This is a genomic window from Natronococcus roseus, from assembly GCF_043677095.1.
Taxonomy (GTDB): Archaea; Halobacteriota; Halobacteria; order Halobacteriales; family Natrialbaceae; genus Natronococcus; species Natronococcus roseus.
Genome location: NZ_JBHLJR010000006.1, coordinates 43,226 through 67,070 on the forward strand (window position 1 = coordinate 43,226; position 23,845 = coordinate 67,070).

26 protein-coding genes and 1 tRNA gene are annotated in these 23,845 nt (G+C 66.2%); 14 read left to right on the plus strand and 13 right to left on the minus strand.

The genetic code is table 11. The features are described 5' to 3' along the window. Positions 1-172: 172 nt before the first annotated feature. From ACFEMD_RS16455 to ACFEMD_RS16475, 5 genes are all read right to left on the minus strand, one after another. Positions 173-916 (minus strand): beta-ketoacyl-ACP reductase, encoded by a 744-nt coding sequence (locus ACFEMD_RS16455; protein ID WP_394742310.1) that lies wholly within the window; start codon positions 914-916, stop codon positions 173-175. 129 nt (positions 917-1,045) lie between these two features. Further along, entirely contained in the window at positions 1,046-2,431 is a 1,386-nt protein-coding gene (gene phaC, locus ACFEMD_RS16460) for a class III poly(R)-hydroxyalkanoic acid synthase subunit PhaC (protein WP_394742311.1), read from the minus strand. Beyond that, a complete protein-coding gene (locus tag ACFEMD_RS16465) occupies positions 2,428-2,973 on the minus strand; it encodes a poly(R)-hydroxyalkanoic acid synthase subunit PhaE (RefSeq protein ID WP_394742312.1) in 546 nt (181 codons plus the stop codon). The genes phaC and ACFEMD_RS16465 overlap by 4 nt, the downstream gene beginning before the upstream one ends. Before the next feature lie 42 nt (positions 2,974-3,015). Next, on the minus strand, positions 3,016-3,501 hold the full coding sequence (locus ACFEMD_RS16470; protein WP_394742314.1) for a hypothetical protein: 486 nt from the start codon (positions 3,499-3,501) through the stop codon (positions 3,016-3,018). Continuing rightward, on the minus strand, positions 3,498-3,818 hold the full coding sequence (locus tag ACFEMD_RS16475) for an AbrB/MazE/SpoVT family DNA-binding domain-containing protein (RefSeq protein WP_394742315.1): 321 nt from the start codon (positions 3,816-3,818) through the stop codon (positions 3,498-3,500). Before ACFEMD_RS16475 ends, ACFEMD_RS16470 begins: the two co-directional genes overlap by 4 nt. Positions 3,819-4,050: 232 nt before the next feature. Here ACFEMD_RS16475 and ACFEMD_RS16480 point away from each other — a divergent pair, with 232 nt between their 5' ends. From ACFEMD_RS16480 to ACFEMD_RS16515, 8 genes are all read left to right on the plus strand, one after another. Further along, positions 4,051-4,680: a MaoC family dehydratase gene (locus tag ACFEMD_RS16480; RefSeq protein ID WP_394742316.1), complete on the plus strand. Its 630-nt coding sequence runs from the start codon at positions 4,051-4,053 to the stop codon at positions 4,678-4,680. A 222-nt stretch (positions 4,681-4,902) separates the two neighbouring features. Further along, positions 4,903-6,270: a phosphohexomutase domain-containing protein gene (locus ACFEMD_RS16485; RefSeq protein ID WP_394742318.1), complete on the plus strand. Its 1,368-nt coding sequence runs from the start codon at positions 4,903-4,905 to the stop codon at positions 6,268-6,270. A gap of 170 nt (positions 6,271-6,440) precedes the next feature. After that, positions 6,441-7,493, plus strand: a complete 1,053-nt coding sequence (locus tag ACFEMD_RS16490) for a BMP family lipoprotein (RefSeq protein ID WP_394742319.1) — start codon at positions 6,441-6,443, stop codon at positions 7,491-7,493. A 4-nt stretch (positions 7,494-7,497) separates the two neighbouring features. Beyond that, positions 7,498-9,108, plus strand: a complete 1,611-nt coding sequence (locus tag ACFEMD_RS16495; protein ID WP_394742321.1) for an ABC transporter ATP-binding protein — start codon at positions 7,498-7,500, stop codon at positions 9,106-9,108. Further along, positions 9,108-10,334, plus strand: coding sequence for an ABC transporter permease (locus tag ACFEMD_RS16500; protein ID WP_394742323.1), 1,227 nt, complete (start codon positions 9,108-9,110; stop codon positions 10,332-10,334). The genes ACFEMD_RS16495 and ACFEMD_RS16500 overlap by 1 nt, the downstream gene beginning before the upstream one ends. Continuing rightward, positions 10,327-11,403 carry an ABC transporter permease gene (locus ACFEMD_RS16505; RefSeq protein ID WP_394742325.1) on the plus strand — a complete coding sequence of 359 codons (1,077 nt, stop codon included), beginning with the start codon at positions 10,327-10,329 and terminating at the stop codon, positions 11,401-11,403. The genes ACFEMD_RS16500 and ACFEMD_RS16505 overlap by 8 nt, the downstream gene beginning before the upstream one ends. Positions 11,404-11,451: 48 nt before the next feature. After that, positions 11,452-11,844, plus strand: a complete 393-nt coding sequence (cdd, locus tag ACFEMD_RS16510) for a cytidine deaminase (RefSeq protein ID WP_394742326.1) — start codon at positions 11,452-11,454, stop codon at positions 11,842-11,844. A gap of 74 nt (positions 11,845-11,918) precedes the next feature. Then, on the plus strand, positions 11,919-12,338 hold the full coding sequence (locus ACFEMD_RS16515) for an RDD family protein (protein ID WP_394742328.1): 420 nt from the start codon (positions 11,919-11,921) through the stop codon (positions 12,336-12,338). Here the strand turns inward: ACFEMD_RS16515 and ACFEMD_RS16520 are convergent. Next, positions 12,335-12,772 (minus strand): DUF488 domain-containing protein, encoded by a 438-nt coding sequence (locus ACFEMD_RS16520; protein ID WP_394742330.1) that lies wholly within the window; start codon positions 12,770-12,772, stop codon positions 12,335-12,337. The two genes, ACFEMD_RS16515 and ACFEMD_RS16520, sit on opposite strands and share 4 nt — an antisense overlap. A gap of 59 nt (positions 12,773-12,831) precedes the next feature. On the opposite strand from ACFEMD_RS16520, the gene ACFEMD_RS16525 reads away from it, so the two are divergent. Next, on the plus strand, positions 12,832-13,656 hold the full coding sequence (locus ACFEMD_RS16525) for a nucleoside phosphorylase (RefSeq protein ID WP_394742331.1): 825 nt from the start codon (positions 12,832-12,834) through the stop codon (positions 13,654-13,656). On the opposite strand, the gene ACFEMD_RS16530 is transcribed toward ACFEMD_RS16525, so the two are convergent. The 3 genes from ACFEMD_RS16530 to dacZ all read right to left on the minus strand — a co-directional run bounded on the left by ACFEMD_RS16530 (position 13,653) and on the right by dacZ (position 16,847). Next, on the minus strand, positions 13,653-15,032 hold the full coding sequence (locus ACFEMD_RS16530) for an APC family permease (RefSeq protein ID WP_394742332.1): 1,380 nt from the start codon (positions 15,030-15,032) through the stop codon (positions 13,653-13,655). The two genes, ACFEMD_RS16525 and ACFEMD_RS16530, sit on opposite strands and share 4 nt — an antisense overlap. Before the next feature lie 224 nt (positions 15,033-15,256). After that, positions 15,257-16,021 (minus strand): mechanosensitive ion channel domain-containing protein, encoded by a 765-nt coding sequence (locus ACFEMD_RS16535; RefSeq protein ID WP_394742334.1) that lies wholly within the window; start codon positions 16,019-16,021, stop codon positions 15,257-15,259. Position 16,022: 1 nt separating this feature from the next. Then, on the minus strand, positions 16,023-16,847 hold the full coding sequence (gene dacZ / locus ACFEMD_RS16540; RefSeq protein ID WP_394742335.1) for a diadenylate cyclase DacZ: 825 nt from the start codon (positions 16,845-16,847) through the stop codon (positions 16,023-16,025). Between the two features lie 240 nt (positions 16,848-17,087). Between dacZ and ACFEMD_RS16545 the strand changes: the two genes are divergently transcribed. Continuing rightward, positions 17,088-17,495, plus strand: coding sequence for a hypothetical protein (locus ACFEMD_RS16545; protein ID WP_394742336.1), 408 nt, complete (start codon positions 17,088-17,090; stop codon positions 17,493-17,495). A gap of 155 nt (positions 17,496-17,650) precedes the next feature. Here the strand turns inward: ACFEMD_RS16545 and ACFEMD_RS16550 are convergent. Together ACFEMD_RS16550 and ACFEMD_RS16555 are read right to left on the minus strand one after the other, a co-directional pair. Next, a tRNA-Leu gene (locus ACFEMD_RS16550) sits at positions 17,651-17,735 on the minus strand. A gap of 46 nt (positions 17,736-17,781) precedes the next feature. Continuing rightward, positions 17,782-17,955, minus strand: coding sequence for a hypothetical protein (locus ACFEMD_RS16555; RefSeq protein WP_169330925.1), 174 nt, complete (start codon positions 17,953-17,955; stop codon positions 17,782-17,784). 254 nt (positions 17,956-18,209) lie between these two features. On the opposite strand from ACFEMD_RS16555, the gene ACFEMD_RS16560 reads away from it, so the two are divergent. Continuing rightward, complete coding sequence (locus tag ACFEMD_RS16560) at positions 18,210-18,518, plus strand: transcription initiation factor IIB family protein (RefSeq protein WP_278291820.1); 309 nt, start codon at positions 18,210-18,212, stop codon at positions 18,516-18,518. Positions 18,519-18,632: 114 nt separating this feature from the next. On the opposite strand, the gene ACFEMD_RS16565 is transcribed toward ACFEMD_RS16560, so the two are convergent. After that, the gene (locus tag ACFEMD_RS16565) at positions 18,633-19,127 is read right to left on the minus strand and encodes a phosphopantetheine adenylyltransferase (protein ID WP_278304663.1); all 495 of its coding nucleotides are present in this window, start codon (positions 19,125-19,127) and stop codon (positions 18,633-18,635) included. Positions 19,128-19,264: 137 nt separating this feature from the next. Here ACFEMD_RS16565 and ACFEMD_RS16570 point away from each other — a divergent pair, with 137 nt between their 5' ends. The 3 genes from ACFEMD_RS16570 to ACFEMD_RS16580 all read left to right on the plus strand — a co-directional run bounded on the left by ACFEMD_RS16570 (position 19,265) and on the right by ACFEMD_RS16580 (position 23,499). Then, positions 19,265-21,523, plus strand: a complete 2,259-nt coding sequence (locus ACFEMD_RS16570; protein ID WP_394742337.1) for an NADP-dependent malic enzyme — start codon at positions 19,265-19,267, stop codon at positions 21,521-21,523. 113 nt (positions 21,524-21,636) lie between these two features. After that, positions 21,637-23,055 (plus strand): outer membrane protein assembly factor BamB family protein, encoded by a 1,419-nt coding sequence (locus ACFEMD_RS16575; RefSeq protein ID WP_394742339.1) that lies wholly within the window; start codon positions 21,637-21,639, stop codon positions 23,053-23,055. A 72-nt stretch (positions 23,056-23,127) separates the two neighbouring features. Next, on the plus strand, positions 23,128-23,499 hold the full coding sequence (locus ACFEMD_RS16580) for a 30S ribosomal protein S8e (protein WP_278304660.1): 372 nt from the start codon (positions 23,128-23,130) through the stop codon (positions 23,497-23,499). 63 nt (positions 23,500-23,562) lie between these two features. Here the strand turns inward: ACFEMD_RS16580 and ACFEMD_RS16585 are convergent, their stop codons facing one another. Continuing rightward, a complete protein-coding gene (locus ACFEMD_RS16585; RefSeq protein ID WP_394742340.1) occupies positions 23,563-23,787 on the minus strand; it encodes a DUF7511 domain-containing protein in 225 nt (74 codons plus the stop codon). Positions 23,788-23,845 lie beyond the last annotated feature (58 nt).

Here is a 23,845-nt window from a genome sequence, read left to right on the forward strand (position 1 = left end):
ACGGCGCACGGCGGACCGTATGCGGTATCGAGCAGCGATCCCGTTTTCGGGCCCCCTTGCGGAGCAATAGCTCGGTCACTCGTGAGCAACCGAATACGTAAACGCAAACGAAACCGCAAACGATATGCGAAACTCGAGGCCGACTTCGACCAAAAAGCGAATCGAACCGGTGCTAGAGGTCCATCCCGCCGTTGACGTCGATCACCTCGCCGGTGATGTACGAGGAGTCCTCGCTGGCGAGAAAGCGGACGACGGCGGCGATGTCCTCCACCTCCGCCAGCCGCTCGAGGGGGATCCCCGAGATGATCCGCTCGAGGACGTGGTCGGGAACGCTCTCGACCATGTCGGTCCGGGTAAAGCCGGGCGCGACGCAGTTGGCCGTCGAGCCGCCCTGGGCGAACTCGAGGGCGATCGTCCGGGTGAACCCGAACATACCGCTTTTCGCGGTTGCGTAGTTGGCCTGGCCGAAGTTCCCCTGTTTGCCGACGACGCTCGAGATGTTGATGAGCCGTCCCTCGTCGGCGTTCCAGATGTCGTCGTAGAACGTCTGGGTGCAGTTGAACATCCCGCCGAGGTTGACGTCCATCACCCGGTCCCACTCCGCGCGGGACATCTCGGTAAACTGCTTGTCGGCGGTGATGCCGGCGTTGTTGACGAGGACGTCGGCCGGCCCGAACGCCTCGTGGCAGACGTCGCGCATGTGTTCGACCTCTTCAGGAATCGAGACGTCGGCCTGGGCCGTAATCGCTTGTCCGCCGGCGTCCTCGATCGCCTCGACGGCCTCGTGTGCGGCCCCCTCCGACGATCGGTAGTTGATAACGACGTTCGCCCCCTTCTCGCCGAGGTGTTCCGCGATTCCACGCCCGATCCCACGTGCCGAGCCTGTGATGACACAGGTGCGTCCCTCCATAGGCATCGTTAGTGTACACTGCACCACCGATGGTTATATAACGACCTGTTGGGTTTCGCATCCTAACACAGTGAATAAAAGGTCGGCAGGGTCCGAGTCGGCGTCGGGAGGGTCGCGTCGAGACGTCAGCGGGTGTTATCGCTCGCCGGCCTGGTCGATCCAGTCCTCGAGGCGGGCGACGGCGATCTCGGTCTCGTCGGCGAGCTCCTCGGCGTCGGCGTCCGCGAGGTCGTCGAAGCTCGCGATGCCGACCGCGGCGAGGTCGTTCGCGTAGGACTGGCCGACGCCGTCGATCTCGGTGAGATCGTCGACCTCGGTCTCCTCGAGGGCCTCGTCGGAGAACTCGTCGAGGCCGGTCTCGTCGCCCTCGACGTCGCCCGCGAGGGCTGCGTCGGGTTCGTCGGGCTCGGGCGTCTCGGGCTCGGCGTCGGTCTCGACCGTCGAGCGGGCCTCGAACCAGTCGCAGACGTCGGGCCAGAGCTCGGCGTGGCTCCGGGAGGAGACCGACATCCCGATGTGGCCGGTCGCGAACTCCATGACCTCGGTGTCGTCGGAGGCGACGGCCTCGTTGAACGGCTTCGAGGCACCCGGCGGGATGAGGTGGTCGTACTCCGCGACGATCTGCAGGACGGGCATGTCGATGTTCGAGACGTCGACCTCCTCGCCGCCCAGTTCGAGTTCGTTCGCGACGAGCTTGTTCTCCTGGTAGATGTCGCGGATGAACTCCTCGTAGGCCTTGCCGGCGACGTCGATCCCCTCGTCGAGCCACCGCTCCATTCGGCCGAAGTTCTCGACGAAGTCCTCGTCTTCCATGTTGTCGTAGAAGCGGACGTACTTCGTCACGTTGTTCGCGACCGGATCCATCAGCGCGAACCCGACGTCTAAGAACTCCGCGGGGACGTTGTCGAACGTCTCGGTGACCTTCTCGGGGTCGTAGTAGTCCTCGGCGCCCCACAGCTCGAGGACGCCTCCGTCACCCGCAAAGCAGAGGCCGGCGGCCATCAGCGCGAGGTTCTCGACTTTGTCGGGGTGTTGGGCGGCGTACATGGCCGACATCGTTCCGCCCATGCAGTAACCGAGCACGTTGATTGCGTCCTGGCCCGATCGATCGCGGACCTCGTCGACGCAGTTGTCGATGTAGCGGTTGACGTAGTCGTCGAGGCCGAGCTGGCGGTCGAGCTTCGAGGGCTCGCCCCAGTCGATCAGGTAGACGTCGAAGCCGGCCTCGAGCAGCGTCTGCACGACCGACCGATCCGGCTGCAGGTCGAGGATGTACGGCTTGTTGATCAGCGCGTACACGATGACGATCGGAATATCGTGTTGCTCCTCGGTCTTGGGCTCGTAGTGGAGGAGGCGGAGCTTGTTCTCCTCGTAGACGACCTCGCTCGGGGTCTGACCGACCTCGACGTTCTCGAGCGTCTCGGTCCGGTCGGGTGCGACCTGGCTCTTCTCGGCGAGGCCGGCGGCACCCTCCCAGGCCTGGCGTTGCATCTCCAGGGCGGTCGCGTACGGGTTCTTCATTGCTCCTCTATGTGCTCGAGAACGCGGTCGAGTTTCTCCTCGACGGCGTGCTGGCGGCGCTCGAGCTCGACGAGGCGGTCGCCGACCTCGACGACGTCGCTTTCGGTCGGGAAGCCGAGCGAGTGCAGCGTTTCCTCGGCGGCCTCGTCGGCCTCCTGCTGGAGCTCGAGGACGTCGCCGACGGTCTCGCCGGTCATCTTCGCGAAGGCGGTCGTCGACATGACCTCCTTGAACGCCTCGTTTGCCGTGTTGAGCCAGACGTCGCGGAACTCATCGAGTTCGACGTCCTCGCCCTCGAGTTGGTCGTTCGCTCGCTCGACCATCTGCTGGGAGGCGTTCATCCAGGCCTCGTAGGCGCGGGCGTAGCCCTCGACACCCTCGGAGAGCTCGGCGTCGTCGCTCATCTCGCCGACGGTCTCGGCCCAGCTCTCGACGAATTGGGCCTGGGCTTCGACGTTGTTCTCGAAGGCCTCGAGGAACTGCTCGTTCCACTGCTCTGCGAACGCGTTCCAGTTCTGCGCTTGTGGTGGTGTGTCTGTCATTGTGGGGGAAAATTGGTTCGTGTAAACAAAAGGCTATGGTCGTTACGCCGAAACGTCGAACTCCTCTGCGACGGAGTCGACGTTCTCGGTGACGGCCGACACGTTCTCCTCGGCCTGCTCGTGGGCCTCGAGCATGGCGTCGAAGCTCGTGTCGACGACCTCGGCGTAGCTGGCGGAGAACTCGTCGTAGGCGGCCTCGGACTCGTGGAGGGCCTCGGCGACGGCGGAGATCGACTCCTGCTGGGCGTCGGTCATCGCGTCGACGTTCTCCTCGAACTGCGCGCGGAACTCCTCGAGGTCGACGCCGTCCTCGGGCATCGACGCTTCGACGGCGTCGAAGTACGCCGCGACGGCGCCCTTGGTGAACTCGGCGTTGGTTTCGACGGCCGAGCTCGAGGACTCGACGGCGTCGACGAAGGCGCCGAAGGAGGTCTTCTGGGCCTCGAGGGCGTCGTGGGTGAGCTGCTGGCTCTGTTCGATGGCGGTGCGCTGTGCGGTAAACATGGCGGTGAATGGGTTCTGTGTCATTGGTCTTCCTCTCGGTTTCGCTTGACGGGAACGACGATCGTCTGGACGATATCCCCCTCCTTGATGTCGAGGGCTTCCCGTTCGGGTTCGGGAATACTGATCCGACCGCCGCTCTGGACCCGCGCCTTGAACGTCGCCGTTCCCATGTTCATCGGACCGAAGCTCGAGGCGTTCTCGAGCGGGTTCGCGGAGCTTGCCTCCATCAGCTGTTTCAGCATCTCCTGCTGGGATTCGGCGACCTGCTCGCCCGCGTTCTGCATCTGCTCGGCGAACATCGTCGGCGGGAACCAGGGCGATTGGTCGGAGTCGTCCGTCATCAATACAGTCAATGCGCTCCGTACTAATAAGGGTTTCCGATTTCTACCATCGAGTGCCATTGAATGGTTTCAAGTACATTTCGGAGGTCGTCATCGCCCCGTAGTGCGATTTTCCGCCTCGAGCCCGCATCGGGGACTCGAAAGCGTCCGTTACCACGCCGTCGCGGGCACGGATAACCGCGCATTGTGCAGCCAAAGACGTATAACGGGCTCGTCCCTATAGCGAGAGTAGATGTCCCACCAGAACGCCGGCGAGAACGGGTTTGGCGCCCTGGCCAACGCCTGGTCCACTGCAACCCGATCCGTCCTCCGGAGCGCGACCGCGGCCAACCGCGCCGCCGTCGCCGCGATGGATTCGACTCAGGCGGAACCGAACGGCAACCACACCGACGCCTCGATCCCCTCCCTCGAGTACGCCGACGCCGACTGGAGCTTCGAACGAACCGTCGAGGATCCGACGGCGCTCGGTCCGGGCGATCAGGTCACCTTCGAGAAGGAGCTCTCCGACGAGGACGTGCGGGCGTTCGCCGAGATCAGCGGCGACACGAACCGCCTTCACCTCGACGACGGGTTCGCCGCCGACAGCCGATTCGGCGAGCGCATCGTCCACGGCACCCTCGTCTCGGGCCTGATCAGCGCCGCGCTGGCCCGGCTTCCGGGACTGACGATCTACCTCTCCCAGGACCTCGAGTTCGCCGGCCCCGTCGGAATCGGCGACCGGGTCTCCGCCCGCGTCGAGATCGTCGAGGACCTCGGCAACAACCAGTACCGCCTCGAGACGGTCGTCCGCGACGAGGACGACGACGCGACGGTCGTCGACGGCGAGGCCGTCGTCCTCATCGACGAGATGCCCGACGCCTGAGACGGATTGCTATCCCGATCTACAGGCACAACCGAAGTACGGCTCTCGGCCGTGCCGGAAAACGACGGATAGCGGTTCGTACGAGACGGGCTGCCGTGTCTTTTCTCGTAGACCAACAATATCTCAAGACCACGCCGAAACCGTCCTCCTGGAGGGCGCGCTCGAGTTCTCGCTCCGCTCGAGGACAGACAGTATAAGTAGTTCCTCGCGGAACGGGCCACCATGACACTGTTCGGGACCGCAGGGATCCGCGGGCCAGTCGAGACCGTCTCACCATCGCTCGCGCTCTCGGTCGGTCAGGCCGCGGGCGAGCCCGGAACGACGTTCGTCGTGGGCCGGGACGGACGGGAGACGGGACCGGCCCTGGCCGCGGCGATGGAGGCCGGCCTCGAGAGCGCCGGCGCCGACGTCCGTCGCGTCGGTCGCCTGCCGACGCCGGCGCTCGCGTTCGCCTCTCGAGATCGACGCGGCGTGATGCTCACCGCGAGTCACAACCCGCCGACCGACAACGGAATCAAGCTGTTCGTCGACGGCGTCGAGTACGACAGCGACGCGGAGGCGTTGATCGACGAGCAGGTCGGTGCTGCCGACCCCGGGCTTGCTTCCTGGGAGGAGTGGGGACGGTCCGAACGGGCCGACGTCCTCGGCCGCTACCGCGACGCCGTCGCCGACTACGTGCGCACCCAGTTCGGCGACGAGTCGCCGCTCGCGGGGCTGTCGATCGCCGTCGACTGCGGGAACGGCGTCGGCGCGCTGGCGACGCCGCAGGTGCTCGACGAGCTCGGCGCCGACGTCGTCGGCGTCAACGCGAACGTCGACGGCCACTTCTCCGGTCGGGACAGCAAACCGACCCCCGAGACCCTGACGGAGTTCAGCGACTTCCTCGCCGAGGGCTCGTTCGACCTCGGCCTGGCTCACGACGGCGACGCCGACCGGCTCGTCGTCCTCGAGCCCGACGGGGCGGTCGTCCACGAGGACACCATCCTCGCGCTCGCCGCGGCCCACTACACGGAGACGAGCGACGCCGCCGATCCCGTCGTCGTCACGACGCCGAACGCCTCGGCCCGAATCGACGAGCGGGTTCGGGACGCGGGCGGACGCGTCGAACGAGTCCGCCTGGGTGCCCTCCACGAGGGGATCGCGCGAGAGCGCGACCAGGCCGGTGACGACGCCGAGGTCGTCTTCGCCGCCGAGCCCTGGAAACACATCCACACGAGCTTCGGCGGCTGGATCGACGGCGTCGCGAGCGCCGGCGTCGTGGCCGCACTCGTCGCCGACGCCGGGAGCGTCGCTACGCTGCGGGAGCCGGTCACCGAACGCCCCTACCGGAAGGTCAGCGTCGACTGCCCCGATCGTCTCAAGGCCGACGCGATGGCCCGCCTCGAGTCCGATCTGCCCGAGGCGTTCCCCGAGTCGAGCGTCGACACGAGCTACGGCGTGCGCCTCGAGTTCGCGGACGCCTCGTGGCTGCTCGTCCGCCCGAGCGGAACCGAACCCTACGTCCGACTCTACGCCGAGAGCGACGAGGTCGACGAACTCGTCGCGGAGGGACGGACGGTTATCGAGCACGCGATCGAAGCGGTCCGGTGAGGCGGTGATCGAACGGTGGTGACGCGGTCTCGAGCGCGGCTGTGATGAAGAACTCGACGCCAGATGCGGGTGACGAATCGGGCTAGTTACTGTCTATCTCGATGCATGTTCGTCCAATTAGCCGGCAGAATCCGCACCATTTAACCTGGCCTCGCGCACTATCGAGTATCATGGTATCCAACAGGCGGCAGTTCTTGTGCGGTGCAGGCGCAGCCGGCCTCGTGGCGGCGGCCGGCTGCGTCGGCGGGTTCGGCGACGAGGGGGACGGCGAGAACGTAGAGGTCGGAATGGTCTACGCTACGGGCGGGCTCGGCGACGACTCGTTCAACGACATGGCACAGCAGGGGGCCGTCCAGGCCGAGGAGGAGTACGGCATCTCCTTCGACGAGGCCGAACCCGAGTCGGTCGGGGAGTTCGACGACGCACAGCGGAGTTTCGCCGAGTCGGACAACTACGACCTTGTCAACTGCATCGGTTTCGCCCAGGAGGAAGCCCTCGAGGGCAACGCCGAGGAGTACCCCGACCAGGACTTCATCATCGTCGATACGGTCGTCGAGGCCGACAACGTCCGCAGCTACCTGTTCGACGAACCAGCGGGCTCGTTCCTGGTCGGCACCCTGGCCGGGCTGCTGACCGACGAGGAGTTCGCGGCCGGCGACGGCGAGACGAACCCCGACGAGTCCGCCGTCGGCTTCGTCGGCGGCGAGGAGTCGCCGCTGATCGAGTCGTTTCACGCCGGCTTCGAGGCCGGCGTCGAACACACCAACCCGGACGCGGAGGTGTTCTCGAGCTACGTCGGCGACTTCAACGACACGGCGACCGGACAGGAAGCGGCCCGAACGATGTACGAGTCGGGCGCAGATATCGTGTTTCACGCGGCCGGTCGTACCGGGATCGGCGTCTTCCAGGCGGCCGAGGACGAGGGCCGGTTCGCGATCGGCGTCGACGACGACCAGTCGGTGAGCCAGGAGGATTACGCCGACGTCATCCTCGCGAGCATGGTCAAGCGCGTCGACGAGGCGGTGTTCGACGCGATCGGCTCCGTCGTCGACGAGGCGTTCGAGGGCGGCGAGACCGAGGAGATCGGCCTCGAGGACAACGGCGTCGAGGCGGTCTACGGGCAGTCGATCGGCGACGAGATCCCCGAGGAGATCCGCGACGAGGTCGACGAGACGCGCCAGGAGCTCATCGACGGCGAGATCGACGTTCCCGACGAGTTGTAACGTGATGAGCGAGCCTGGTACGGCCACCGGTGGGGGCGCGGGACCGAGCGAGGACCTCGCTGTCCACCTCGAGGGAATCACGAAACGGTTCCCCGGCGTCGTCGCGAACGACGACGTCGACCTCCGGGTCGAGCGAGGGAGCGTCCACGCGCTGCTGGGCGAGAACGGGGCGGGGAAGACGACGCTGATGAACGTCCTCTACGGGCTCTACGAACCCACTGAGGGACGGGTCGTCGTCGACGACGATCCCCGTCAGTTCGACAGACCCCGCGACGCGATCGACGCGGGCGTCGGGATGATCCACCAGCACTTCATGCTGGTCGATACGATGACCGTCGCCGAGAACATCGCGCTGGGCAACGAGCCCAAGAAGTGGGGCGGCCTGGCGGTCGATCGCGACCGCATCGAGCGCGAGATCGCCGACCTCTGTGACCGGTACGGATTTTCCGTCGATCCGTCCGCCACGGTCGGCGAACTGAGCGTCGGCGCCCAGCAGCGCGTCGAGATCCTGAAGGCGTTGTACCGCGGCGCGGACGTCCTCATCCTGGACGAGCCGACGGCCGTCCTCACGCCCCAGGAGGTCGAGGACCTCTACGGCGTCCTTGAGGAACTCACGGAGCAGGGGAAGACGATCATCTTCATCACCCACAAGCTCGGCGAGGCGATGCACTCGGCCGACGCGATCACCGTCCTCCGGGACGGGAAGTCGGTCGGGACCGTCGCGCCGGCGACGACCACCCGCGAGGATCTCGCCGAACTCATGGTCGGCCGAGAGGTCCTGCTCGAGGCCGACAGCGACCCGGTCGAGACCGGCGAGGAGATCCTCTCGGCGTCGAACGTGACCGTCGAGAACGACCGCGGCGTCGAGGTCGTCTCGGGGATCGACCTCGAGGTACGAGCCGGCGAGATTCTCGGCATCGCCGGCGTCGACGGCAACGGACAAAGCGAGCTGATCGAGGCGATCACGGGGCTGCGAACGCCCGACGAGGGGACGGTTCGGTTCGACGGCGACGACGTCACGAACTGGTCTCGGCGCCGACGGATCGACGCCGGGATGGCACACGTTCCCGAGGATCGCCACGAGCAGGGACTGGTCATGCCGTTCGATCTCGTCGAGAACGCCGTCCTCGGGAGCCAGCGCTCCCCGCGGTTCGCCCACGGGGGCCGCATCGATTGGGCCGACGTTCGGGATCACGCCGAGGACGTCATCGGGACCTACGACGTCAGACCGCCCACCGCCGACGCCGACGCGGAGTCCTTTTCGGGCGGCAACCAGCAGAAGTTCGTCGTCGGCCGCGAACTCGAGCGCAACCCCGACCTCGTGGTCGCGACCCACCCCACGCGGGGCGTCGACATCGGCTCGACCGAGTTCATCCACGAGCGGCTGCTCGACCTCCGGCGCGACGGGAAGGCCGTGTTGCTCGTCTCCTCGGCGCTCGACGAGGTCCAGTCGCTGTCGGATCGTCTCGCGGTTATCTACGAGGGCGAGTTCGTCGACGTCACCGATCCCGACACCGTCACCGAGGAGGAACTCGGTCTGTTGATGGCCGGCGAACGACCCGGCGAGACCACGAAATCGGAAGCGAGCGACCTCGTCGAAGGAGGTGATCGCTGATGCGCGACGATCTCGAGCAGCTGCTCGAGCGGCTGATCCACGCCTCGGTGGCCGAACGGGTCGCCATCAGCGTCGCGGCGCTGTTCGCCGCGATCCTCGTCGGCGGCGTGCTCGTCTTCGTCTCCGGGGGCTTTGCCTCCTGTCGGGCCGGCCTCGACCTCGCAGGGGTTACGTTCTGTTACAACCCGATGCAGGTCTACTACGAGTTGTTCCTGGGCTCGCTGGGCCACCCCCTCGAGGGTGACTGGAGTCCGATGAACTACAGCCTCGCGACGACGCTGCGACAGACGACGCTGCTGATCTTCGCCGGACTCTCGGTGGCCGTCGCGTTCCGCGCTGGACTCTTTAATATCGGAACACAGGGCCAGCTGGTCATCGGCGGCCTGCTGACCGCGGTGACGGTCCTGTTCGCCGCGTCGTACGTCCCCGGCGGCTTCGTCGGGACGATCCTGCTGATTCCGATCGGTGTGCTCGCGGGTGCCGTCGGCGGCGGCCTCTACGGAGCGATCCCCGGCGCTCTCAAGGCCTACGCGGGCGCGAACGAGGTCATCACGACCATCATGCTCAACTTCATCGCGGCCGGCGTCGCCTCGACGCTGCTGTCCTGGCAGTTTCAGGACCCGGACAGCGCGAACCCCCAGACCCGGGCGATCCCGGAGTACGCGGAGATCCCGAACGTTCCGGTCGTCGGCTTCAGCGGTCGGATGGACTTCTCCCTGCTCGCGCTCGGCTTCGCGGTCGCGCTCATGATCGCCATTGCCTGGCTGCTCGCCCGGACCTCGTTCGGCTACGAGCTCCGAACGAGCGGCATTCAGCCGAAAGCCGCGGCCTACGGCGGCGTCGACGAGAAGCGCATGACCGTCGCGAGCATGACGCTTTCGGGGGCGCTCGGCGGGGTCGCCGGCGCCTTCTGGGTGCTGATGGAACACGGCCGCTGGCTCGAGAACGTCCCCGCGCTCGGCTTCGACGGGATCGCCGTCTCGATCCTCGCGGGGAACAACCCGTTAGGAGTCGGCGCCGCGGCCCTCCTATTCGGCGTGCTCTCGAGCGGGTCGAACGCGATCAACACCGCGACCGACGTCCCGCCCGAACTCGTGGGCGTCCTCTCGGGGCTGATCATCCTCTTCGTCGCGATGCCGGAGTTCTTCCGGATGATTGGACGCCGGTACGCCGACGTCGGCGGCCCCGAACGGGCGCGGTCGACCGGAGGTGAGGCCGATGATTGAGCTCCCCTCTCGGCCCGATCGCCGGACCCTGCTCGTCGGCCTCGGCGCGATCACCGCGGTGTGGATCGTCCTCGGGCTCGTCTTCCCCGACTCGTGGGCCGGCGTGTTGCTCTCGATCGCGGCCAACCCGAGCACGCACACGACGATGCTCCGATTGGCGGTGCCGATCGCACTGGCCGCGATCGGCGGCATCTTCGCCGAGAAGAGCGGCGTCATCAACATCGGGATCGAGGGACTGCTGATCGTCTCGGCGTTCTCGGCAATCATCGTCACGTTCTGGCTCGGGTCGGGCGAGTCCACGCTCGCCCTCTCCCACCACTGGTGGGGCTTCGCCGTTGGCGTCCTCGTCAGCACGCTGTTTGCTCTGCTGTTCGCGGTCGTCTGTATCGACTTCAAGGCCGACCAGATCATCGCGGGACTGGCGGTCTGGCTGATCGCGCTCGGGCTCGCGCCGTTCGTCTCCCGGATCGTCTTCGACAGCCCCAACACCGCGGGCGTCGGCTACTTCCAGAACGTCACGATCCCGGTGCTGTCGGAGATCCCGCTGCTCGGCTACCTGCTGTTCGACACGCCCCCGCAGGTGTACATCATGCTCGCGGCCGCGGTCGCGGGCTGGTACCTGCTCAACCGAACCGCGTTCGGCCGCTGGGTCGTCGCCAGCGGCGAGAACCCGAAGGCGCTCGATACGGCGGGCGTCGACGTCCGTCGGGTTCGGTACACCGCGGTTCTGCTCTCGGGGATCTTCGCCGGTCTCGGCGGGGCGGGCTTCGCGCTCGGCCAGCTCGGCACGTTCGCCGGCGGCGGCGAGACCGCGATCGGCGGTCGGGGGTTCATCGCCATCGCGACCTACCTCTTCGCGAACTACCACCCGATCGGCGCGCTGCTGGGCTCGTTCCTCTTCGCGGGGCTCGAGGCGATGCAGTTCCAGCTCCAGAACCTCGGCTACGCCGTCCCGACGGAGCTCATCCGGACGATCCCCTACGCAACGGTGGTCGTCGTCCTCGTCTTCGTCGGCAAGACCCGGCTGCCGGAGGCCGCGGGCGAGGCCTACGACGGCGACGAGGACTGATCGCCTTCGGGTCGGTGCCTTCTTTGACTCCCTCGCAGTAGCGCCCGTATGGACGACCTGATCGACGCCGCCCGCGAGATCCAGGCGGACGCACACGTTCCCTACTCCGAGTACCCCGTCGGCGCCGCCCTCGAGACCGAGGACGGCGAGGTGTTCGTCGGCTGCAACCTCGAGAACGCCAACTTCAGCAACAGCCTCCACGCCGAGGAGGTCGCGATCGCCGAGGCCGTCAAGAACGGCCACCGAGAGTTCTCCCGGCTCGCGGTCAGCTCCGACCGTCGGGACGGCGTCACCCCCTGCGGAATGTGCCGCCAGACCCTCTCGGAGTTCTGCGACGGCGACCTCGCCGTTTTCTGCGACGAAGGCGAAGACGAGGCCCCGAGCAAGTACACCCTCGAGGAGCTGCTGCCGAACACGATCAGCCAGGAGACGCTCGAGTGACGCCGGGCCGACCCGAGTCGGCGCGTTCCCGAAATAGTCAGAAAACTTATTAGAACCGCTCCGGGAGAGGGCGCATGGAGACGACGAAACGCGGATACGCGGGGACCGAAGGGGACGTTATTCTGCCCCGGGTCGCCGGCTTCCTCATCGATCACGTCCTCACGGTGTTCCTCATCGTCGGGCTGTTGCTCGCGACGGGGCCGGAGACGACTGCCGGCGTCTACTTCTTCGGCGCGGTCGCCTACCTCGGCTACTTCGTCGCACTCGAGGCCGCGGTCGGACAGACTGTCGGAAAATATATTGCGGGCGTCGCCGTCGTCAATCCCGACGGAACGCCGATATCGGTCGGCCAGGCGCTCGTGCGAAACGTGCTCCGGATCGTCGACGGCATCCTGAGTTACGCGGTCGGACTGGTGGTGATGCTCGTCACCGACGACCGCCAGCGGATCGGCGACCTCACCGCTGGAACCCGGGTCGTCCGATCGCGTCGCTAATCGCCCGCCGCGCTCTCGAGTCGCTCCCGCAGAATCGTCCGGTGACACCGCTTCTTCTCGGTGTTCTCGTAACAGACCAGCGCCACCGACTCGCCCCCGGCGAGTCGGTCCGCGAGCTCCTCGAGGGCCGCCTGCGCCTCCGGAGACTCCTCGAGGTGCTCACGATACCGCTCGCCGAAGTCGGCCCGGTCCCAGGCGGCGTTGTGCGCCCCCTCCTCACAGAGCCCCTGCATCTTGAGGTCCTCCTCGGCGGTTCGGACCTCCTCGAGGAGTTCGGCGGGCGGTCCCAGCTCGGGGACGTTCTCGTCGACGGCGGCGTGGAACCACGGCGCCGGCTTCCGGACGACGCCGACCCGGGTCGCCCCCGACGGCAGGTCCGCCAGATCGTGCTGGATCGCGGCGACGTAGGTGTCCGCGAGCGTGCCGTCTGCCATACCGGCGCTACGGGAGCCCGGCATTTATATACACCGCGGGTGCGAACCGACGCGTCTGAATGCCGGGAGACAGCGAAGATCCCAACACTGACGTACAGTACCACCTCGAGGTCGCGGCCGAAGACGTCGCCGACACCGTCCTCCTGCCGGGGAATCCGGAGCGGCTCGAGGTCATCGTCGACTACTGGGACGACCACGAGATCCGGGCCCACCACCGCGAGTACCGCACCGCGACGGGTAGCTACGAGGGAACGCCGATCTCGGTCACCTCGACGGGGATCGGGAGCCCCTCCGCAGCCATCGCGGTCGAGGAGCTGGCTCGCGTCGGCTGCGACACGTTCATCCGAGTGGGCTCTTGCGGTGCGGTTCAACCCGAGATGGACGTCGGCGACCTCGTGATCACGACTGGGGGGCTCCGCCAGGAGGGCACGAGCGACGAGTACGTCCGCGAGGACTACCCCGCGGTCGCCGACTACGAGGTCGTCAGCGCACTCGTTGCGGCCGCCGAGCGGCTGGGCTACGATTACCACACCGGCGTCACGATGAGCGCCGACTCCTTCTACGCCGGCCAGGGTCGACCCGGATTCGACGGGTTCGAGGCGGCCGGCTCGACCGATCTGGTCGAGCAGCTCGCCGAGGCGAACGTCAAGAACATCGAGATGGAGGCGAGCGCCATCATGACGCTCGCGAGCGTCTACGGGCTGCGGGCGGGCGCGGTCTGTACGGTGTACGCCGACCGCCAGGGCGGGGAGTTCAGCACCGAGGGCGAGTCCCGAGCCGCCGAGACCGCCACGCTCGCGACCCACCTGCTCGCGAGGATGGACGAGACAAAGCGGGAGGCGGGCGTCGACCGCTGGCACGCCGGCCTCTCGATCGAGGATTAGCTCTCGACGCGCTCGTTCTCGTGGAGCCGTTGCATCCGGGTCTCGAGGTCGATCCCGCGCTCGCCGAAGTACCACAGTCGAGCGCGGTAGAAGGCGTAGCCGAGCGCCATCCAGCCGACCAGAACCGCGACCATCGCGGGGAGCTGCGTCGAAACCAGCACCCAGAGGAACGCCGCCGAGGTGACCGCGCCGACGGCCGTGGTCTTGAGCAGCCACGGCGGCAGCTTGTACAGCGAGTACTCGTAGCGATCGGGGAACGTCTTCGGCAGGTTCCAGAGCGCGATTCCCGACACCGCGAGCCCGAACAGAATCGTCAGCGAGAGCGCGACCGACAGCGTAACGGTTCCGGGCGAAACCGGCGCGACGAGCAGCGGCGGCACGCCGAGCAGGAGGACGGCGACGTACGGTGAGTCGTACCGGTCGTGGATCCGGGCGATCGCGCCGGGAATGATGTCGTCCCGGCCAGCTCGCATCAGCAGTCGCGAGTAGGCGGTGTAGGTCATGTTGATCGAGGTCAGCGCCCCCATCGCGGCGGCGACGAGGACCAGCGCCGTCAGCGCCGCGGGGAGGTTCTCGAGGGAAACCTGTGCGACGGCGGCGTCCATCCCGCCCAGCAGTTCGTGGTTCGTCGTCCCGACGAGGACGGCGACCAGACCGACGAGCAGGGACAGCGAGACGACGGCCGACAGCGCCAGCACGCGGGGGATGTTCTTCGCCGGGTTCTTCATCTCCTCGCCGAGTTCGACCACGAGCCGAAAACCCCGGAGCGGGAAGTACAGCGAGACGACGGCGACGATCACCTCGCCGCCGCCGTAGGGGAACAGCGGCGTGTAGTTGTCGACGTCGATCATGAACGCGCCGGGCACGATGAACGCGAGCATCCCGACGACGATCAGCGAGACCATCAGGAACTGGACGACGGCGACCACCGTGATCCCGAGCACGTTCAGGGCGATGAAGGGGATCAACAGGCCGTAGATCAGCGCCAGCTCGGGAATCGCTGGGATACCGGAGACGTTGTCGGCGACGAAGCCCGCGTACTCGGCGAAGCCCAGCCCGATGAACAACATTCCCGCCCAGACGCCCGGAATGGTGATCCAGGGCAACAGAAAGCCCCAGAACGGACCGACCAGTCTCGAGGCGTAGACGTAGCTACCGCCGGCGACCGGGATCGCGCTCCCCAGCTGTAAGGACATGAGGATCCCGAACCCGAGCGGGATCATCGCGAGCCCGAGCGCGAGGAGGATCCCGGGGCCGGCGTCGCCGGCCAGCGGCCCCGGCAACACGAACGCGCTCACCCCGATGACGTTCCCGACGATGAGCACCGTCGCCCCGACGAGCCCGACCTCGGAGTCGATTATACCGTGATTCGACATTACACACCAGTAGCGGGCTACTGTTTGATAAAGATACGCATATGTATAACACTGTTTTCTATTCCTGCTCTATCTATTTACATTGGAATCGGCGAATCGGCGCTGGGATCGCTACTCGCGTCATGTGTCTCGAGTCGCGGACGGCGCTCCGAAACGTACTCGCCGTCGCTCGAGAGGTCGGGTAACTCGCGGGAACCGCCCCGGGAGACTCCATAGAACCCGAATTACTCTCGAACCCGGACGATCCCGTCCTCGAAGACCTTCCGGTTGGGAACGATGTACTCCTCGGAGTCGTCCTCGATCTTCGTGACGAACAGGTCGACCTCCTGGACGATCCCGGTCTGCTCGCCGATTTGGATCCGATCGCCGATCCCGTAGGGCTGGTTGAGAAGCAGGTAGATCCCGGCCGCACTCGAGACGAGGAAGTCCTGGAAGGCGTAGGTGCCGACGACGACGATCCCCGTCGCGTACACGGCGAGCAGAATCAACAGCGCGAGGATGTGGACCCCGATCTGTCCCAGCGCGATAATCAGGGCGACGTACAGGACGGTGTACTTGACGACCTTCGGGATGACTGCTACCTCGGGGAGTTTGACGCTACGGAGGTACTCGCTGACGACCAGCTCCGATTTGTCCGCGACGATGAAGCCGACGATCATCACGAGCACCGCGACGAACACCTGCGGGATGAACTCCGTTACCCGGAGCCAGAACGCGTCGGTGTCCAGCAACTGTGCGATGTGGATCGCGGTCAGGACGGCGATCCCGTAGATGAACCACGCGCTCAGCCGGGCGACGATCTCGACCGTCGAGGTGCCAAGCGACTGGGCGGTCCGCTCGAAGGGCGTCCCCTCGACGGCTTCGGGCACGCCGGAGGCCGTCAGCAGCTCCTCGTTGAGCCGCCCGACCAGGTAGCCGATGACAACTCCGAGGATCAACACCGCCGTCGCTATCACCGCCGGCTCGTCGATGAGCGTCTGCCAGTCCATGTTAGTACGCCTCCGGATCGACCTCCAGGATGATCTCGCCGGCCTTGAACGCCCGGACGAGACCGTCGCTTTCGGAGAGCACGATCGATATCGCGTTCGTATCTCGCGTGATCGCTCCGCCGGCCATATGCCGGGCGCCCAGTCCCTTCGGGATGTCGACGCCCTCGGCGGAGGGCTCGAGGTACCGATACGCGGAGACGATCTTGCCCGCGTCGGAGATGACGAAGGCGCCGTCGAGCCGCGAGAATTCCTTGAGCATGACGTCCACGATCGGGTCCCCGACGTGGACGTGGGACTTCTCGAACGGGTTGTACGACAGCGGTCGGGACTTGTTCATCACCTTCCCCGCGTCGCCGACGACGAACAGCGCGCCCACCGGTTTCCCCTTCTGTCCCTTCTGTCCCAGCTCGATCGCCAGCTCCAGCACCGCCTTGACGACCTCCGGATCCGCCCGCGAGCGGGCGAACAGGTCGTAGATCCCGGTCCGGGAGTCGGCGTCGGCGCGAGCGCGGGAGACGGTGTCGATGTCGTCGCCGAAGACGCTCGTTGCACACGCCAGCGTGTCGCCGTCGTCGATGATGTCCTGGTCGAGCGCGCCCTCGAGCCCGAACCGGATCCGATCCGAGATGTTGTCGAACTCGAGGGGGAGCTCGACGAACGTGCCCGCGCCGACGTCGTTCTCGGTGCCGACGACGATCAGCTCGAGATCGTCGTCCGCGTCCTCGAGCTCCGAGAACCGTTCGTAGTACGACCCGCTCGGAGAGAAGAGTGCAACGGCATCGACGCTCGAGAAAAGATCACCGAACACATCGTCTAACCCGGCCATTGCTCATACAAGCCGTTTCCGCGCGAATAAGCGTTGTGGAGTGTCTGACGTTCGTCTTGCCAACGTCTGGCACGATGTCGAACGAACGCCGACTGTCGGACTACGGCTCCGGTTTTCGAGTCCGACCGTTCGACCGACGAGATCGTAGATGCGGACGAAACAGAGACTCCAACAGAAGAATCGGTCGCAGCGAACGGTGCCGACGAACTCGCACCGCTCGAGAATCACGTCTCCGGGACCGTGTCGCGGGAGGAACTCGAGGGAGACGATTCGGCGACCGTTGCGGTGTTTCCAACCCGGGAATCGGGACTGCCGTTTCTGAAGGAAAACGAGGCCTGGGGATTCGTTCGGGTGGGCAGCGAGTTCGAGTACGTCGCGATGTACGTGACGGGAGACGTTCGGGAAGTGAAGTATCTCGCGAGAGTCGACGAGATCCTCGAGCCGGACGAAGCCGATCTGTTGCGTGATCCGTTGGACTACCGGGACGGAGCGAAGATCGCGGACGGAAAGAAGGTGATCGCGTTCGAGCCGGATTCGCTCTCCGAACTCGAGGAACCGATACCCTACGAGTCGAAGTACCCGCAGGGGCTTCGATACACGACGCTCGGAGCGATCAGAGACGCGGAGACGACGGACGACGTTTTCTAAGGAGAGCGAGAGGGCTTTCTCGAGCGGGAGTCAGACGTGCGGGACCGGATTCGAACCACGCCGAGACGATCACTCTCGCTTCGCTCGAGTGCTGCGACTCGTCTGGTTCGAATCCGCTGGCTACATTCTCCGCTCACGACGTTGTTCGCGGAGAATGCGCGGGACCGGATTCGAACCGGCGGACCCCTACGGGACAGCGTCCTAAGCGCTGCGCCGTTGGCCTAGCTTGGCTACCCGCGCTCGTTCCCTGGTTTTCGCGAATCGAGTAAGAAGCTGTCGATCCGGCTCACTCGTGTTTGACCGGCTCCTCGGGCGACCAGTCCGGCGGAACGATGAAGGTGACGTGTTCTGCGTCACGAAGCTGGTGAAGTTCGGCTGCTTGTTCGGCCAGGGACCGATCCCGGTACGGCATCTCGAGACCGCACCCGGTACACACCAGCTTGCATGTTGGTTCTTTCATGGGGGATACGGACGGCCGGCCCGGTCGGAGCGACGGACGTCGATCCAGGGTTCAGCGGAGCGGGGCTTTAGTAGTCGCGTCCTAGTGAAATCCGCGGAGAACGGCCGTCTCGCTGAGTCGTTCGTAGCTGAATGTTGTTGCACCTAGCCGGCTATTGGGATCGAGAACCGATTCGGTGGGGCGGGATTACCGCTCGAGTCGCGAGCCCGCCGCGGGGCCGTAGGTTTATTTCCGGCGGACGGGAACTGTGGGGTATGCACAGCGCCCGGGATCGCATCGAGTACGAACCCTGGCTCGAGGACCTCGAGCAGGCCGCCGACCGACTGGAGCTCTCGAGTGAAGCCCGATCGTGTGCGGCGGAGCTGTTCTTGCTCGACGTTCCAGAGGCCGATCGCTCGAAGCGAGCGACGCTGGCGGCGAGTCTCTACGCGGGATCGCTGGTCGCCAGCGACGGCCGAACCCAGAGCGACGTCGCCGAGGCTGCAGATGTCTCCCGGCTCTCGATCCAGTCGCGCTGGAAGGACCTCCTCGAGGAGGCCGGCCTCGAGCCGCCCCGCTGGTAAGGACCGTTTCACCGATCCTGTCGCTCGTAAGTGTACGATACGGAGCCGAAACCCGACTGAACGGTCGGCTTTCCGAACGGAAGCTGACGGCTTCGCTGAACGAATCGAGACCGGTTAGTGTTGCTCTCGCGTCCCCGGTTCGGCGCCGTCCTCGAGAACCGTACCGTGCTCGTCGATCTCGCCCTCGACGATGCGGGTGCTCGAGATGATGTCGCCGTCGTCGGCCAGGGCGTGGGGAACGACGACGATCTCGAGGGGGTCGTGGCCGCGCTCGTGGCGGAGTTCGTTGATCCGTTTCCCGCCCTCGATCGTCTCGGGCGAGACGACGAGGTAGTCGAACTGCGGTTCGGTCGCGATCCCCGTCGACTCCTCGAGGGGCCGGACCTCGAACGCCCGGTCGTGCTCCTCGGCGAGGGGTTCGAACTCGTCCTCGAGGGTTCGCTTTCGCTCCTCGAAGGAGTTGACGTGTCGTTCGACGTGGCGAGTTTTCGGCGCGAGCTCGTCAGTCGTGAGTCCGACGGTTACGTCCCCGAGTTCGAACGCCCGCTCGAACAGTCGGCGGTGACCGTCGTGAACGGGGTCGAACGTCCCACCAAGCGCGACGTCCATACCCAACCCACTGGAGCGGTGCGTATAAAACGGTCGACTCCGAGAACGCACTCGTCCCGCCGCGCTCGAGCGGTGTTCGACGATCGTCGATTGTGCCTTTCACATTGTTTTTAGTAGTGCCCCACAGTCCCACCGGTATGGGACTGGACGAGGACTCACTGGAGTATCACCGGACGGATCCGCCGGGAAAGATCGAAATATCGACGACGAAACCGACGAATACACAGCGGGATCTCTCGCTGGCGTACTCGCCCGGCGTCGCCGCCCCGTGTATGGAAATCGCCGACGACGAGACGGATGCCTACTCCTACACGGCGAAGGGAAACCTCGTCGGCGTCGTCTCGAACGGGTCGGCGGTGTTAGGCCTCGGTGACATCGGCGCCCAGGCCTCGAAGCCGGTCATGGAGGGGAAGGGAGTGCTGTTCAAACGGTTCGCCGATATCGACGTTTTCGACATCGAACTCGACGAGGCCGACCCCGAGGAGCTCATCACGGCCACGAAGATGATGGGGCCGACCTTCGGCGGGATCAACCTCGAGGACATCAAGGCACCCGAGTGTTTCACTATCGAGGAACGGCTCGGCGAGGAGATGGACATCCCCGTCTTCCACGACGACCAGCACGGCACCGCGATCATCTCCGGGGCCGCGCTCGTCAACGCCGCCGATATCGCGGGGAAGGAGCTCGAGGAGCTCGAGGTCGTTATCTCGGGGGCGGGCGCGAGCGCGATCGCCTCCGCGCGGTTCTACGTCTCGCTGGGCGTCCGACGGGAGCACATCACCATGTGTGACTCCTCGGGGATCATCACCGAGGAGCGCGCTCGGGCGGGCGACGTCAACGAGTACAAACGGGAGTTCGCCCGGGACCTGCCCGAGGGCGGCCTCGCGGACGCGATGGAGGGGGCGGACGTGCTCGTCGGCCTCTCGGCCGGCGGGATCGTCTCCCAGGAGATGGTACGGACGATGGCCGAGGACCCGATCATCTTCGCGATGGCCAACCCCGACCCCGAGATCGGCTACGAGGAGGCCAAGGCCGCACGCGAGGACGACGTCATCATGGCCACCGGCCGTTCGGACTACCCCAACCAGGTCAACAACGTGCTCGGCTTCCCCTTTATCTTCCGCGGCGCGCTCGACGTCCGGGCGACCGAGATCAACGAGGAGATGAAAGTCGCCTGCGCCAGGGCGCTGGCCGACCTCGCCCGCGAGGACGTTCCGGACGCGGTCGTCAAGGCCTACGGCGACGAGCCGCTGCAGTACGGCCCCGAGTACATCATTCCGAAGCCCGTCGATCCGCGGGTGCTGTTCCGCGTCGCCCCCGCCGTCGCCGAGGCCGCGATGGAAAGCGGCGCCGCCCGCACCGAGATCGACCTCGAGGAGTACGAAGAACAGCTCGAGGCCCGGCTGGGCAAGTCCCGCGAGATGATGCGGGTCGTGCTGAACAAGGCGAAAAGCGACCCCAAGCGCGTCGCCCTGGCGGAGGGTGAAAACGAGAAGATGATCCGGGCTGCCTACCAGATCCAGGAGCAGGGGATCGCGATGCCGATCCTCATCGGCGACGAGAGCGAGATCCGCCAGACGGCCGCGAACCTCGGGCTGGACTTCGAGCCCCAGGTCGCGGATCCGTCGGTCGGCGACTACGAGGAGTACGCCAACCGGCTCCACGAGCTGCGCCAGCGCAAGGGGATTACCCGGACCGAAGCGGGCGAACTCGTCGAGACCGACTCGAACTACTTCGGCAGCGTGATGGTCGAACAGGGCGACGCCGACGCCCTGCTGACCGGGCTCTCCTACCACTATCCCTCCGCACTGCGCCCGCCGCTGCAGGTGATTGGCACCGCCGACGACGTCGACTACGCCGCCGGGGTCTACATGCTGACGTTCAAGAACCGGGTGATCTTTATCGCCGACGCGACGGTCAACCAGAACCCCGACGCCGACGTCCTCGAGGAGGTCACCAAACAGACCGGCAAGCTCGCGCGCCGGTTCAACGTCGAGCCCCGCGCGGCCCTGCTGTCGTACTCGAACTTCGGCAGCGTCAACAACGAGGGTACCCGTAAACCCCGTCGGGCTGCGGCTCGGCTCCAGGACGACCCCGAGGTCGACTTCCCCGTCGACGGGGAGATGCAGGCCGACACCGCCGTCGTCGAGGACATCCTCGAGGGCACCTACGGCTTCTCCGAACTCGAGGAGCCCGCGAACGTGCTCGTCTTCCCGAACCTCGAGGCGGGCAACATCGGCTACAAGCTGCTCCAGCGCCTGGGCGGCGCGGAGGCGATCGGCCCGATGCTCGTCGGGATGGACGAGCCGGTCCACGTCCTCCAGCGGGGCGACGAGGTCAAGGACATCGTGAACCTGGCGGGCGTGGCGGTCGTCGACGCCCAGCAGGACGAGTAGTCGAGCGAGCGGGAGTCGTCTCGAGGGTCGACCCCTCGAGTTCACGAAGTCGAACCGGACACCGAGATTCTTTTGTGGGATCGATACCTCGAATTTTCACACAACCTCCCGCCATGCCACACCGATCCCAGTCTCCGGTCGCCGGCTCCGAATCGAACGGCTCGCGTCACCGCAGGCGCTTCCTCCAGACCGCGGGCGTCGCCGCGACCGCAGGGCTCGCGGGCTGTGCCCTGTGGGAGCCGACGGACGACGACGAGCCCGGAGCGAACGGCGACGAACCGGACGTCGCCGACGACGTCTCGTCGTACGCGACTCACCCCGACGACGACGTGAGGATGTTCCGTCGCGGCCTGCGACGGCTCGGCTACTTCCCCGACGAGACCGTCCCCAACTCGGTCAGCGTCAACTGGTCGTTTCCGATCAACAACGTCGGCCACACCGCGGCGAAGTCGAGCCCGCTGCCGACGCCCGACGGCGAGACGATCGTGATCGCCGGCGACACGGGTTTCGTCCACGGCGTGCAGCCCTCGGGCGAACCCCGCTGGCTGACCGAAACGGGTGCGACCGACCTCGGATTCCACGGTTCGCCGGCGATCGTCGGCGATACCGCCTACATCGGCGGCTACGACGGCGACCTGTACGCGATCGACGTCGAGACGGGCGAGATCGTCTGGCGTACTCGTGCCCACGAACTCGAGGGGACGCTGGCGATCGGCTCGAGTCCCGCCTACTACGACGGAACGCTGTACGTGATTGCCGAGTACGGCAGCCCCTCCTCGGGTGCGCTGTGGACGTTCGACGCGGCGACGGGCGAACCCACCTGGCACGACGACCGCATCTGGGGCCAGCCCCACCCCTCGCCGACCGTCGACCTCGAGACGGGCCGGATCTGTGCGGGCTCGAACGACGGCGTCGTCTACTGCTGGGAGTTCCCCTCGCTCGAGTTCGCCTGGGAGTACCAGACCGGCGGCGAGGACGGTCCCGACGGCGAGGAAAAGGCCGACGGCGAGTTCAACCTCGGCGCCGAAATCAAGGGGACGATCGCGGCCCACGACGGCTACGGCTACGTCGGCTCCTGGGACGAGCGCTTCCACTGCATCGACCTCGAGGACGGGACCGAGGAGTGGACCTTCGAGTTCGAGAACCGATCGATGGCCAACCCCGCGCTCGATCCCGAGGAGGACGTCGTCTACACCGGGAGCAACGACGACCACGTCTACGCGATCGACTGCGAGACCGGCGAGGAGCTGTGGGCGACCGATATCGACGGCTCGATCATTGGCGCGGTGACCGCCACCGCCGGAACGATCCTCGTCGGCTCCTACGACTCGTACCTGTACGCGCTCGACAAGGAGACGGGGGAACGGCGCTGGCGGGTACAGAACCGCGGCCACGTCACGAGCGCGCCGGTTCCCCACGACGGTCGGATCTACTACGCCGAGCGGGGCGTCTTCACGAACTACTGGGACGACGACGAGGAGACGATCCTCGAGGAACCGGGCCACGCCTACTGTCTGGTCCCGGAGGAGTGAGCGTCAGCCGGGTGAAATCGGCGCTCGATCCGAAAGCGTGGATTCAAGTATCCGCCGGGCCGTTGTCCGGGTATGCAAAACCAGGGACGCTCCACGCGCAAGCGAACCGGTGGCCGGCTGAAGAACGTCCGAAAGCGCCGCAAGAACGAGCTCGGTCGCCTCCCGACCGAGACCCAGGTCGGCGAGCCCCGATTCCGCGTCGTCGACGTTCGCGGTAGCAACACGAAGACCCGCGCCCTCGCGACGAACGTCGCGAGCGTCAACAAGGGCGGCGAGACCGTCACCGCGGAGATCGAGGACGTCGTCGAGAACGACGCCAACCCGAACTACGTCCGACGGAACATCATCACGAAGGGTGCCGTCGTCGAGACCTCCGAGGGCCAGGCCCGCGTGACGTCCCGACCCGGCCAGACCGGCCAGGTCAACGCCGTTCTCCTCGAGTAGTCTCCACGACCGTTCTCTCGGATACTCGCTTCGCCCAGCGACGGCGCCGCGAGACGAAACCCCTCACCGCCACGCCTCGAGGTCGACGAACGCGTCCGCGGTCGCGGTCAGCCACGCCGTTCGCATCACGTCGTTCGAGCTGTCTGCCGGGTAGACGGTTAGCCGATCCCGTCGGTTCTCCTCGCTGACGACGACCGCCGCGAGTCGCTCCGTCGTCGGTCTCGAGGGGGCAGCGTCGGTCGGTCGCTCGCGGGTCGGTTCGTCGTCGGAGGTTGTGGGTTCGTGCATGGTCGGTCTGGCACCTGGTGCCACGTCCGTTCGGTGGCGAGATCGGAAGAAAGCGATT